This is a genomic window from Streptomyces sp. BE20 (genome assembly GCF_036322525.1).
Lineage (GTDB): Bacteria > Actinomycetota > Actinomycetes > Streptomycetales > Streptomycetaceae > Kitasatospora.
The window spans coordinates 1-12,939 of the sequence record NZ_JAQYWW010000792.1; the positions used below are offsets into that span (position 1 = coordinate 1).

Consider the following 12,939-nt stretch of genomic DNA (forward strand, 5'->3'; position numbering starts at 1 on the left):
ACGCCTGCTCCACGCCGTACTCGTCCAGCTCCGACAGAAGGCCGTCCACGCCCTCCCGGTCGGTGGTGTGATCGTCCGAGAAACGACGGTCACCCGTCGCGTCCGGCACGTGCTTCACACAGACAACGATCCTCAAGCTCATGAGCGATTCTCCTGGTACGGGTGCACTTGGTACGGGTGCACTGGTCCACGGCCTCAGGTCATGCCGAGGGTACTGAGTGCCAAGTCCGGCGCACCGCGCCCTGCGTGCGGCGCGCGCCACCTGGACCGGCATGCCCTGTCGGCTCTCTTCGACTGGCGTCAGAGGCTCTCCCGAGAGAATACGGCACTCAGTACCCCTCGTAAAGGAACTCAGTACCCTTCGGCCCTCCGGCGGGTCCGGCAGAGGGGCCGCGAACGGCGCCCGCGAGCCGGCGAGCCGCGGGAACGGGCCGGGCGGTGGACCGGGGAAAGACTGCGCGCAAGGTTTGCGCAAGCACCTGCCAGGACCCGTCATGGAATCCGCCAGACCGCCCGGGCAGACCCTCGTCGGGGCCGCCGAGACCCGGGGCCCCGGACCGGGATCAAGGAGGGGGACCGACATGACCTTGGTGCACGGGGAAGTCCGCCACGGGGAACGGCGGAACGGACAGCAGGGCGGGGAACGGCCGGGCAACCGGCGGTCGTGGGCCACGCTGACCGACTGCAAGGAGGTGCTGGTGGTCGTGCACTCCATGGTGTACGGCCAGCGGCTGCACGACATCTACCCGCTGCTCGGCGCGGACCTGCGGGTCCACGTCCAGTTCACGGTGGCGCCGCACGCCTTCAACGGGGGTGCGGCGGCACACGTCCGGCGGCTCGGTGGCACGGTGCTGCCGTGGGCGGAGGCCGTCCGGCGGGAGTTCGACCTGGTGCTGGCAGCCGGCTCGCAGGGGCTGGAGCAGTTGCGCGGCCCGCTCGTCCGGCTGCCGCACGGGGCCGGGCACATCAAGCTGTCACCCGGGCAGGCTGGGGTGGCAGGGGTGGCAGGCGCGACCGGCCCGGCGGAGGCGACGGGCGGGGGCTCGGCCGGCGAGCGCGCGGCAGGAGGAGACCCGACGGGCCGGGGTGCGGCGGGGGCGGAACCGGTGGGCGCCGAGTCCGGGCGGTCCGCTCGAACGGTCGCCGGGCTCGGGCCCGAGTACGTCACCTGGAACGGGCAGCTGGTGCCCACCGCGTACGCGCTCGCCCACCAGGACGACCTCACCGAACTCGGCCGCGGCTGCCCGGAGGCGCTGCCGATCGCCGAGGTGGTCGGCGACGGCTGCTACGACCGGATCGCCGCCGCGCTCCCCGCCCGCGAACGGTACCGGGCGGCGCTCGGGCTGCGGCCCGACGAGCGGCTGGTGGTGGTCTGCTCCACCTGGGGCAGCGGCTCGCTGTTCACCAGGCTGGACGCGGTCCTGCCGCGGCTGGCCGCCGAACTGCCCCGGCACGGCTACCGGACCGCGCTGCTGGTCCACCCCAACGTCGCCGCCCAACACAGCCCCTGGGCCGTGCGCTCCTGGGCGACGGCGACCTCGCGCGGGGCCGTCACCGTGCTCTCGCCCGAGGAGGACTGGCGGCCGCTGCTCGTCTCGGCCGACTTCATCATCGGCGACCACGGCTCCGTCACCCTGTACGGCACGATGACCCGGGCGCCGATCCTGCTCGCCGAGTACCCGCACCGGGACGTCAATCCGCGGTCGCCCGGCGCGCTGCTCGCCCGCACGGCGCCGTCACTCACCCCCGCCCACCCGCTGACCGCCCAGCTCGCGTACGCGGCGGAGCAGTACCGGCCCGAGGAGTACGCCGCCATCGCCGCGCGGATCAGCTCCGAGCCGGGCCGGTTCGACCGGCGGATGCGGCGGCTGCTCTACCGCGTCCTCGGTCTGGGCGAACCCGCCCACGCGCCGGAACCACCGGCGCTGCCCCTTCCCCTGCCCCTGTCGCTCGTGTCGTCCTCGGGGGGCGCGGGGTTCGCCGGGCCCGGCGAAGACGGCGGATCTGCCGGACACGGCGGACACGGCGGGTGGGGGTGACCGTGGCCGCACTGCACACGGTGCGGCTCGCCCCGGCCGACGGCCTCGCGCCGTCGGCCGGGGCGCCCGCCTCGCTCTTCGAGGCCCGCGTCCACTCCCCCGCCGGTTTCTGCCACGGTCTGCTCACCAGCTGCCTGCGGAACGATCCGGACGGCGACCCGCTCGCCCGCACCTTCGTCGACGAGCACCTGGCGCTCGACCTCACCGACCCCGACGCCGGCCGGTGGCGCCACCATGCCGACGTCCTCCACCTCCGCGCGCCCGATCCCCGACAGGCACTCGCCCGGCTCGCCGCCGTCCTTCGGGCGCACCCCGGTTGCGCGGTCGCCTCGGCCGAGTGCGGCGGCGGCTCGTTCCTCGTCCTCGCCCGGACGGGAGGACGGCTGGCCCTCCGGCTCCGGCCCGGCACCGGCGGTCCGCCGTCCTCCTGGCCGCGGTCGGCCGTCGGTTCGCTCGCCCACGCCTGGTTGGCCGCCGGGCGGGCACTGGCCGAGATCACCACGTTGGCCGCCTCGGCGTCCTCCCCGCACGGGTCGCTCGGCGGCGGGTTCGGCCGCGGACGGCGACCCGGCACACCCTCCCCGCCGGCCGCCCCGCCGACCGGGCGCCCACCCGGACGGCCCGACGGCCGGTGAGCCGAACCGACCTGCGCCCGGCGGCACCACTACTCCGGGCCCGCCTCCCCGTCGTCCGGCGGGGAGGCGGCGGCCCCCAGGGCGTCGAGGCCGGCGGCCAGGCGGGCTGCGTCGGGGGCGGCCAGCGCCCGGTAGTGGGCCAGCGACTCCCGGTACCGGGCCGCCGCCTCGGTGAGGCGCCCGCGGTCACGGGCCAGGTCGCCGGTGAGTTCGAGGACGCGGGCCTCCCAGTGGCGGGCCTGACCGGTACGGAACTCGGCCAGCGCCTCCGCGTAGCAACGCTCCGCCTCCCCGTCCGCACCGAGCGCCGCGTGCGCCTGACCGAGGAAGGCGAGCGCCCGCGCGGCCTCGTACGCGGCGGGCACGGCGACCAGCTCACGGTGGGCGCCGGTAATCACCGGGACGGCCTCGGCGGCCCGCCCGGCGGCGAGCAGGACGTCACCCAGCGCCAGACGGGCGAGGGCGGTGCCACGGGCGTAGCCCCGGGCCTCACGCAGGGTGACCGCCCCGCGGAGGCACTCGGCCGCCTCGGTGAGCCGGCCCGCCGTCCGGTGGGTCTGGCTCAGGCCGTAGAGCGCGTCGGCCTCGACGAGCGGGTCGCCGACCGTCCGGGCCAGCGCGAACGCCTCCTCGAACCAGGCGGCCGCCTCCTCCCCCTCCCCGGCGTTGCGCAGGCCGGTGCCGCCGGAGGTGAGCATCCGCAGCTCCCCGGCCCGGTCGCCGGCCGCGCGGGCGGCGGCCCGGCCGATCCGGTGCGCCTCGATCCAGAGCCGGGCCGGACGCCGCCGGAGGAACAACGGCCACATGGCGTCGACGAGTTGCCAGGCGACGGCGGTCCGGTCGGTGGCGGCGGCCCAGCGCAGCGCGTCCGCGAGCCGGTCGGCCTCGGCGTCCAGCCAGCCGAGGGCCTCCGCCTCCTCGGTGAACTCTCGTGCGCGGGGCACCGGTTGCCGCGTGTAGTCACGGCCCAGGGTGCGGTGGCTCGGGCTGAGCAGCGCCTCGGCAGCGGTCGCGGAGGCCAGGTACCAGTCGAGGACACGGTCGACGGCGGCCCGGCCCTCCGGCGCGTCACGGACCTCGACGGCAAGCGCCCGGGCGTGCAACTTCACCAGATCGTGAAAACGGAATCCGCCCTCCATCTCCTCCAGGAGGTGGACGTCGATCAGGCCGTCGAGCAGCCGGTCCGCCACGCCGGGCGCCAAGTCGCCCACGGCGCAGGCGACATCGAGCGTGAAGACGGGGAAGGGCAACAGACCGAGAAGCCGGTAGAAGCGCGCCGCGTCCGCGTCCAGCACCTCGAAGGACGCGTCCAGCACCTGGTGCACGGCCTCTCCCTCCACGTCGAATGCGGCGAGCCGGTCGGATTCGTGGCCGAGCGCCTCGGCGGTGGCGGCGAGCGACTGGACCGGGCGGGCCGCGATCCGGGCGGCGGCCAGACAGACCGCGAGCGGCAGGCCCGCGCAGCGCTCCACCACCTCGGCGGCGGCGGCGCGTTCGCGGGCCACCCGGTCCTCGCCGACCCGCTGGGTGAGCAGTTGCGCCGCCGCGTCGTCCGAGAGCAGGTCGACCTTGCGGAACACCGCCCCGTCTATGCCGAGGCCGGTGAGGCGCCGCCGGCTGGTGACCACGACGACGGCGTGCTCCGAACCGGGCAGCAGCGGGCGGACCTGCGCCGCCGTGGAGGCGTTGTCGAGCAGCACGGCGATCCGGCGCTCGGCGGCCAGCGAGCGCCACAGCGCGGCCCCCTCCGCCAGGCTGCCGGGCACCGGCGTGATCCCGAAGGCCCGCAGGAAGGCGCCCAGCGCCTCGGCCGGGTCGGCCGGCCCGCCCGGGGCGTGACCGCGCAGGTCGGCGTAGAGCTGGCCGTCGGGGAACCTGCCGGACAGGCCGCGCAGCCACTGGGTGGCGAGCACCGTCTTGCCCACCCCGGCCGGCCCGGTCACCACCACCGTGACGTCGGCGGCGTCGGTCGCGTCGCCCAACGACCGGTCCAGCGCCGCGAGATCGTCCTCACGTCCGACCAAGCGCCGTGGCACAGGGGGGAGTTGGCGTGGCACCGGAAGCGCCGGGGCCGGGGCGGGCCCGCCGTGGATGTGCACGCTCCGGATCGACCCGGCCTGGACCACCGAACCGCCCACCCGGGTACCGGAGACCGAGTAACTCCCGCCCGTCGACTGCTGATCCGCCTCACTCACCGGCCGCTCCCGCCGGCCGGCCGTGCACCCGGCTGCACATCCGGCTCCGTGAACGTCACAGGCTCCACTGGTCCCCCTACCCGCAGAACGACGTATCCGAGTGGCAGGACCCCGACGGTGATCAGAGGTGATCAAATACCGTGCAGCCGATACCACATGACGCATGGTCATATGGAGAATATGCCAATAACCTCGATCCCTGAAGAAGGCAGACGGTATAGCAGCGGCGCCCGAAGGCGTGGGATGCTCACCTCCGACACGGCAAGCTGGTAGCCAACCGGCGGGGGGCGTCGAATGGAGTTCCATCTTCTGGGCTCGGTTGAACTTTCGGTGAACGGCGAGTTGTTGGCGATTCGCTCGGACAAGCGTCGCCGCCTGCTCGCCGCCCTGGCCCTGGAGGTGGGGCGACCGCTCTCGCACGAGTGGCTGGCCAACAGGATCTGGGACGAGGAACCGCCGCCCAGCGCGCTGGCCAGCATCTACAGTCACGTCTCCCGCATTCGGAGCGAGTTGCGAAAGGCCGCCGACGCGGAAGGCCTCAGCGCGCCCCGGGACGTCCCCACCATCGACACCCGATCGCACACGTATGCGCTGCGCACCGACCCCCAATTGATCGACTGGCATCGCTATGTCGACCTTTCGCGGCGAGCCCGCCAACTCGCCGACAACGGGGACGACGTCCAGGCGCGGACCGTCCTGAGCCGGGCCGAGGAGCTGTGGCGCGGCGAACCGCTCGCCGGACTCCCCGGCGGCTGGGCCCAGTCCACCCGCGCCACCATGGCCGACCAGCGCCTCGCCACCACCCTCCTGCGGGTCGAGATCGACCTCCGGCTCGGCCGCCACAGCGAACTCATCCCCGAACTCACCGCGCTCCGCGAGGAGCGCCCCACCGACGAACGCGTCGCCGCCCACCTGCTGGTCGCCCTCCACGGCGCCGGCCGCCAGGCCGAGGCGCTCGCCGTCTACCCCGCCGTCGTCCGCCGCCTCCGCGCCGACCTCGGCACCGCCCCCGGCGCCGCCCTCACCCGCCTCCACGAGCGGATGCTGCGGGGCGCCCCGCTCTCGGGACCGGACGGGCGGGCGGAGCCGCCGCCCGAGGACCGGACGGATGGACGCACCGACCGGCGGACGACGGCTCGGCCGCACCCTGCGCGCACGACGCCCGCCCAGCGGCCAGTCCCGGTCGGCCCACCGGCTCGACACATGATCGGCCGCCACGACGATCTCCGACGACTGCTCGGCGAGCCCGAGGACGGGAACGAGCAGGGCGGCGTGGTGACCGTGTCCGCGATCCTCGGCATGGCCGGCGTCGGCAAGACCACGCTCGCCCTGCATGCGGCACACCTGATGCGGTCGCGCTTCCCCGGTGGCTACGTTCACCTCAACCTAGGTGCCCACGCGGGCAACCAGCAACCGCTCACCACCGAGGCCACAGCCACCGCACTGCTCCGGCGACTCGGTGTTCCGGCCGCGACCATCCCGCTCGACACCGAGGAGCTCTTCGGGCTCTGCGCCGAGGTCCTGGCCTCGCGCCGGGCCGTCGTGGTGCTCGACGACGCCTCCAGCGCAGCCCAGATCCGCCCCCTGCTACCGACCGCCCCTGCCTCCCTGGTCTTCGTCACCAGCCGCCACCGGCTCGCCGAGCTACCCGGCTCCAGACCGATCTTCCTGGACATCCTGCCCGTCGATGACGCGGTCGCCCTGTTCACCTCGGTGGTCGGTCGCGAACGGGCGGGCGACCGCAGCCGGATCGTCGAAATCGTCGACCGCTGCGGCCTTCTGCCGCTGGCCATCGAACTGGCCGCGAGCCGGTTCAAGGCGCGCCCCTCGTGGACCCTGGATCATCTGGCCCAGCGACTGTCCCGCAAGACCGGCCGGCTCGCGGAGATCCGGCACGGCTCCGAGAGCATCGCCCGCGCCTTCGAGGTCTCCTACCGCTCCCTGCCCCGCGAGCAGCGGGAGGCATTCCGGCTACTGGGCCTCTACCCGGGGCCGGACATCGGCCTGCACGCGGCGGCGGCGCTGCTGGGGCGATCGGTCGACGAGACGGACCAGATTCTGGAGGCCCTGCACCACTGCCACCTCCTTGGCGAGGACGTGCCGGAGCGCTTCCAACTCCATGACCTCCTCCGCGAGTACGCGATTCTGCTAGCTCGCGAGGAGGGGGGCCCGGAAGAGGTCGATGGAGCCATCCGCCGGCTGCTCGGCTTCATGCTCGGGGCGGCCGACCAAGCCGACCGGCTGCTGTATCCGCGGCGGTCACGTCTCGCGTTGCCACCGCTCCGTCAATTACCCGGACTGGAAACACTCCTGTACGACATTGACCTCAACTCAACCGAATCCGCGCGGGACTGGCTTGACACCGAGCAAGCGGGACTGATCGCGCTCGCAGCCCATGCACAGAACACCGAGCACCCCGAGGCCGCCGCCTGGCTGGCTCACGTACTGGCCGGCCACCTTGACGCCCAGGCCTACTGGAGTGAGGCCCACGACCTGCATCAAGCCTCGGTCACGTACTGGCGTTCGGCAGCGAACGACCGCTGCGAGGCACGGGCGCTGATCAACCTCGGCGCGACCCTCGCGAACGCCTCGCGCTACCCGGCGGCGTTCGAGGCCCTGGAGCGCGGGCTCGCCCTGGCTCGGGCCGAGGAGGACACAGATGCCATCGCAGAGGCACTGAGCCTGCTCGGCGAGCTGCTCTGGCACCAGAGCTCCCTGCCCCAGGCTCTTGCCATGCAAGAGGAGGCGCTGCGAATCCGAAGAGAGAGCGGCGACCGCTGGAACACCGCCCGGTGCCTCGCCAGCGTCGGAATCGTGCAGAGCTCACTAGGAAATCAGGAAATGGCCCTCATGGCCTATCGGAGCGCCCTTCCGTTGGCTCGGCAATTCAATGACAGAACTTTCGAACTGATAATTCTCAACAATATCGGCGACCTCCACCTGAGCGCCGGCGACCTTCCGGCGGCCCGCATCGCATTCGAACGCATACTCGAACGCGGGGTGGACTTCATGTCTCATTTCGACCTGGCGGTCGTGAAGATCAACCTGGCATCCTCGCTCAGGATCCCGGAGGAACTCGATCGCGCCCTGACTCTCTACCGGTCAGCCCTGTCCGTGTTCCGCTCAGTCGGCGGCATCCGACACGAGGCGGACACGCTCAACAGCCTCGGTGACACACTTCGATCGGCCGACCGTCCGGCGGAAGCTCATGATCAGTACACCATCGCCCTCGCGCTGGCCCGATCCATCGGAACGACCCGCGAAGAAGTGGCCGCCCTACGGGGGCTCGGCTGCTCCGAGGTCATGCTCGGACAGAGCGTCGCCGCGATCGGCCACCTCACTGCGGCGATCTCGATCGCCCGGCAGATCGGCGCCGCCGACCAGGCCGACCTGGCCGAAGAGGCGCTTACCAAGATCCATCCACGAAGCGCAGATGGAGTGCCGCGTTCCGATTGACTGCTCGTCGACTCTATGCACTTCTGATCGAATTTGATCGTAGAGATACTAAGCAGTCGCTACATGGATCCAACGATTGCACGGTACCGAACACATGCCAATGTGTCAGACACCGCTTTGTGTTGCCCCTGACGACTCTGCTACACATGGCTCGGAGCGCAGCAGATCTTCGCGCCCCGAACCATCGCTACACGCAGAGAGACACAGAAAATGAGCGACCTTCACGCCCCGATAGTCGAATGCCCTCGGATCCGAGCCACCGAGCCGGCCAATAATTCCGCGGAACCGGCGGCACCGGGGTTCTTCTGGCGGATGCCCATCTGGTACTGAGGCGCCGCGCCATCTCCGAGGGCGTGATCGGGGCTCCGATCACGCCCTCGGAGATGACCCCGCCCGACTTCTCAGCCGCCCAGGGCTACGGCGGCCTCCGCGGTGAGGAGACGGAAGGTCAGGGACTCCTGGAGGTAGAGGTCCACGGTGTCAGGGGTGTGGGAGAGGTACCCGACGGAGACGTCCTGGCCGAGGACCAGTTCGAAGTCTCCGCCACGGGCGGAGAGCAGGAAGGCGCCCTCGACGGCCGGGGCCCAGATGATCTCGCCGTCGAGCAGGCGGGCGATGTGTGCGGCCACCGGGTAGCCGTGGTCCGAGGTCTCGCTCACGGCGGTATAGGCCCCGGCGCCGAGGAGCAGGGCGTACGGGCCGCCGACGCCGGCGAGGCGGAGGACGGTGAGGGCCTGGCTGACGGCGGTGGGATAGTCCCGGACGTCGGCCGGGAGCGGCACCGCCGGGTTGGACGCGCCGGCGCGGATGCCCTCGATCCCCGCGGCCCGGTAGCCCTCGAAGACGGTGCGGTCCTCGGCCAGGGCGAGCGCCCGGGCGGCGTCCTTGACGGGCTGCCAGTCGGAGTCGCGGGAGCCGCGCTCGACGTCGTCGACGGCCGCGCGCGAGACGGTGAACGGGACGCGCAGTTCGACGACCGGCCGGGCCTCCCTGGCGTGGGCCACGACACCGTCCGCGGGCGGGTCGATGGAGGTCAGGTGGCCGGTTCCGACGGCGGCGAGCGCGAGGCCCTCGGGGCCGCTCAGGTCGACCACCCGGCGGCCGGCGACGTGCAGCTTGAAGGTCTGCCGGGCCTCCTCCTCGATCTCCTCCCAGGCGGCGGCCGAGACGGGGGCGAGGTCGCGGTGCAGGTTGTTCATCGTGACGGGGTCTCTTTCAGGCTGCCGATGGCGAGCGAGCCATCGAAGGAGGCGAGGGACGGGGCGCGGGGCGGCGCTGCGGGGACGGGCGGGGCGTCGGCGGTGTCCGCGGCGGGTGCGGGCGGCGGGTCGTCGAGGAAGTCCGCGGTCGGCACGTGGAAGAGGGTCCCGGTGACGGCGGTGGAGACGTCCAGCAGCCGGTCGTACGCGCCCGGCGGGCGGCCCACGAACATGTTCCGCAGCATCTCCTCCGTCACCTCCGGGTCGCGCGCGTAGCCGATGAAGTAGGTGCCGAACTCGCCACCGTCCTCGAACGATCCGAAGGCCATGTTGAACCGCATGATCTGCCGTTCCTCGCCGTCCGGGCCGGTGATCGTGGTCAGGGAGACATGCGAGTCGGCGGGTTGGGAGTCGTCGTCGAGTTCGATGTCGGTGAGCTTGGTACGGCCGACCGCCCGCTCCTGTGCCTCGACCGGCAGCCTGTTCCAGGCGTCCAGGTCGTGCAGGTACTTCTGCACGATGACGTAGCTGCCGCCCGCGAACTCCGGGTCCTCGGGGCCGACCCGGACGGCGGCGTCCGCGGCCCGGCCCTCGGGGTTCTCGGTGCCGTCGACGAAGCCGAGCAGGTCACGGTCGTCGAAGTAGCGGAAGCCGTGGACGGCGTCCACGACGGTGGCCGCCCCGGCGAGCCGCCGGGTGAGCTGGCCGGCCAGTTCGAAGCAGAGGTCCATGCGGGCGGCCCGCAGGTGGAACAGCAGGTCGCCCGGGGTGGCCGGGGCGCGGTGACGGGCTCCGGCCACCTCCCGGAAGGGGTGCAGCGCCGCCGGACGGGGGCCGGCGAAGAGGCGGTCCCAGGCGTCGGAACCGATGCCGGTGACGCAGGTCAGGCCCGCGTCGGGGGCGCGGAAGCCGACGGAGCGGCGCAGTCCGGCGAGGTCGGGGAGCAGCGCGCGGACGGTCTGCTCGCCACCGGGGTCGACGGTGAGCACCAGGAAGATCGCGGCGCTGGTGAGCGGGGCGAGGACGGGTTGCGCGTCGGGCGGGTCGGCGGGCGGCGCCGGGTCGGCGGCCGGGAGTCGGGCGGCGGACGGGGGCGGCACGGAAGGCATGGCGGACTCCGGTCTCCGGGGTCTGATCGTCCGTACGATTACACCCCAGAGCGGACATTACGGCGCGGTCGCCGCCCCGAACGCGGGAAGGCCCGTACCGGACGGAGGATCCGTCCGGTACGGGCCGGCAGGTGACACGGTCCCCGGGGCAGGTCCTGGGGCGGGGCCGGCGCGGGGCCGGGCGCGACGGTGCGGCGCAGTGGCGCGGGGGTCAGCCGCGGGTGCGGCGGCGCAGGCCGGTCGCGGTGACCAGGGCGCCGAGCACGACCGCCGCCACCGGCACCACCAGCGCGGCACGGAAGCCGTCCAGCCCGGCCTGCGCGGTGCCGTCCGTGCCGGTCGCCGCCAGGTTGACGGTGGTCACCACCGAGAGGCCGAGTGCCGCGCCGAACTGGAAGGAGGTGTTGAGCAGCCCGCCGGCCAGCCCCTGCTCCTCCTCGGCCACGCCGTCGGTGGCGGCGATGGTCAGCGGCCCGTAGGCGAGCGCGAACGCCAGTCCGGTGAGGATCATGGTCGGGAACATCATCGGGTACGTCCAGTCCAGCCCGACCGGCAGGAACAGTGCGTACGAGACGGCCGCCAGGCAGAAGCCGCCGAGGATCACCCGGGCGTTGCCGAACCGCTCGACCAGCCGGGGCGTGAGCGTCGGGGCCAGTACCGCGTCCACGCCGACGGCGAGCAGCGCGAGCCCGGTCTGGAGGGAGCTCCAGCCGCGCAGGTCCTGGAGGTACAGGGTGACGACGAACTGGAAGCCGAAGAACGAGCCGGCGAAGAGCAGCGCGCCCAGGTTGGCCCGCAGGAGCGGCCCGGAGCGCAGCAGGCCGAGACGGACCAGCGGTGCGGCGGAGCGCCGTTCGATCGCCGCGAAGGCGGCCAGCAGGGCCAGTCCGCCGGCCAGCGAGGCCACCGTCCAGAGTGCCTCGGCGCCGGGCTCGCCGAGCCTGACCACCCCGTAGACCAACAGCAGCATCGCGCCGGTGGCGGTCGCGGCGCCGGCCAGGTCGAAGCGTTCGCCGGCGCGACGGGTGGGCGCCTCGTCGCGCGGGATCAGCGGCAGTGCGGCGATCAGCAGGGCGCCGGCCAGCAGGACGGGAGCGAAGAAGACCCAGCGCCAGCTGACGGCGGTGAGCAGCCCGCCGGCCACCAGGCCGAGCGAGAAGCCGGCCGCCGCCGTGCCCGCGTAGACGAGCAGGGCGCGGTTGCGGCGGGGCCCCTCGGCGAAGGCGGTGGTGATGACGGCCAGTCCTGCGGGGGTCATGAAGGCCGCGGAGAGGCCGGTGACGAAGCGGGCCAGGATGAGCATCCAGCCCTCGGTGGCGAGACCGCCGAGGCCGGAGAAGAGGACGAAGACGGTGAGCCAGAGCAGGAACATCCGGCGCCGGCCCAGCAGGTCGGCGGTCCGGCCGCCGAGCAGCATGAACCCGCCGTAACCGAGCACGTAGGCGCTCAGCACCCAGCTGAGTGAACCGGTGCTCATCCCCAGGTCGGCGCGGATCGACGGGAGCGCCACGTTGAGCATCGCGACGTCGATGCCCTCCAGGAAGATCGCGCCGCAGAGCACGAGGAGCACGGCTGCCTCCCGCCCGCCGAAGCGGGACGGGGGCCCGGAGGCGGCGTCGACCCGGCCGCCGGACGGGCCCGGGCTTCCGACAGGGCCCGGGCTTCCGGTTTCGGGCACGGCTGATGACACGGACACGGAGGTCTCCTGGGAGTGCGCGGGGAGGCGAGGGCGACAGAACGAGCCGGTTCCTCTTCGGCCGGTCGGTTCCCTCTTGTAACCACTGGCCATCCTGAGGCAGCATCAGGAGCTGTGGAAGAAGGCACTTTGAAGTTACCGACGCACTGCGCGGGTACCGAGGACGGCTACGACGTGCTCCAGTGGGACACCCGGGAGGACTGCGAGGTCCGGCAGATCCTCGACCGGATCGCCGACAAGTGGTCGCTGCTGGTCATCGCCCTGCTCGACCGCCGCTCGCTGCGCTTCACCGAGCTGCGGCGCGAGATCGACGGGGTCAGCCAGCGGATGCTCACCGTCACGCTGCGGCAGCTGGAGCGTGACGGCCTGGTCGAACGGACGGTCCACCCGGTGGTGCCGCCCCGGGTGGACTACGCACTGACACCGCTGGGGCGGACGCTGCACACCACCATCCAGTCGCTGGTGACGTGGACGGAGTCGCATCAGCGGGAGATCGCGACGGCCCGCGCCTCGTACGACGCGCGCGCGGTCTGAGCACCCGCCGCACAGCACGGCGAAGGGGCGGGCCCGGGTCGGGTCCGCCCCTTCTTGCCGCGGGTTCGCCGCGCGG

8 protein-coding genes and 1 pseudogene are annotated in these 12,939 nt (G+C 72.9%); 4 read left to right on the top strand and 5 right to left on the bottom strand.

Features of this window, described 5'->3' with window-relative positions:
* Window positions 1–142 (bottom strand): annotated as a pseudogene (locus PUR61_RS16620) (electron transfer flavoprotein subunit beta); the annotation flags it as partial.
* A gap of 439 nt (window positions 143–581) precedes the next feature.
* Here PUR61_RS16620 and PUR61_RS16625 point away from each other — a divergent pair.
* Both PUR61_RS16625 and PUR61_RS16630 read left to right on the top strand, forming a co-directional pair.
* Window positions 582–2,039, top strand: a complete 1,458-nt coding sequence (locus PUR61_RS16625) for a hypothetical protein (protein WP_329879623.1) — start codon at window positions 582–584, stop codon at window positions 2,037–2,039.
* 2 nt (window positions 2,040–2,041) lie between these two features.
* Window positions 2,042–2,674, top strand: coding sequence for a hypothetical protein (locus PUR61_RS16630; protein WP_329879624.1), 633 nt, complete (start codon window positions 2,042–2,044; stop codon window positions 2,672–2,674).
* 29 nt (window positions 2,675–2,703) lie between these two features.
* Here PUR61_RS16630 and PUR61_RS16635 read toward each other — a convergent pair whose 3' ends face one another.
* Window positions 2,704–4,698 (bottom strand): ATP-binding protein, encoded by a 1,995-nt coding sequence (locus tag PUR61_RS16635; protein WP_329879625.1) that lies wholly within the window; start codon window positions 4,696–4,698, stop codon window positions 2,704–2,706.
* Between the two features lie 465 nt (window positions 4,699–5,163).
* On the opposite strand from PUR61_RS16635, the gene PUR61_RS16640 reads away from it, so the two are divergent.
* Complete coding sequence (locus PUR61_RS16640) at window positions 5,164–8,325, top strand: AfsR/SARP family transcriptional regulator (protein WP_329879626.1); 3,162 nt, start codon at window positions 5,164–5,166, stop codon at window positions 8,323–8,325.
* A gap of 401 nt (window positions 8,326–8,726) precedes the next feature.
* Here PUR61_RS16640 and PUR61_RS16645 read toward each other — a convergent pair whose 3' ends face one another.
* The 3 genes from PUR61_RS16645 to PUR61_RS16655 all read right to left on the bottom strand — a co-directional run bounded on the left by PUR61_RS16645 (window position 8,727) and on the right by PUR61_RS16655 (window position 12,203).
* A complete protein-coding gene (locus PUR61_RS16645) occupies window positions 8,727–9,524 on the bottom strand; it encodes a family 1 encapsulin nanocompartment shell protein (protein WP_329879627.1) in 798 nt (265 codons plus the stop codon).
* Window positions 9,521–10,633 carry a Dyp-type peroxidase gene (locus PUR61_RS16650; RefSeq protein ID WP_329879628.1) on the bottom strand — a complete coding sequence of 371 codons (1,113 nt, stop codon included), beginning with the start codon at window positions 10,631–10,633 and terminating at the stop codon, window positions 9,521–9,523. Before PUR61_RS16650 ends, PUR61_RS16645 begins: the two co-directional genes overlap by 4 nt.
* 211 nt (window positions 10,634–10,844) lie before the next feature.
* The gene (locus PUR61_RS16655; RefSeq protein ID WP_329879629.1) at window positions 10,845–12,203 is read right to left on the bottom strand and encodes an MFS transporter; all 1,359 of its coding nucleotides are present in this window, start codon (window positions 12,201–12,203) and stop codon (window positions 10,845–10,847) included.
* A gap of 255 nt (window positions 12,204–12,458) precedes the next feature.
* Here PUR61_RS16655 and PUR61_RS16660 point away from each other — a divergent pair, with 255 nt between their 5' ends.
* A complete protein-coding gene (locus PUR61_RS16660) occupies window positions 12,459–12,863 on the top strand; it encodes a winged helix-turn-helix transcriptional regulator (protein ID WP_329879630.1) in 405 nt (134 codons plus the stop codon).
* Window positions 12,864–12,939 lie beyond the last annotated feature (76 nt).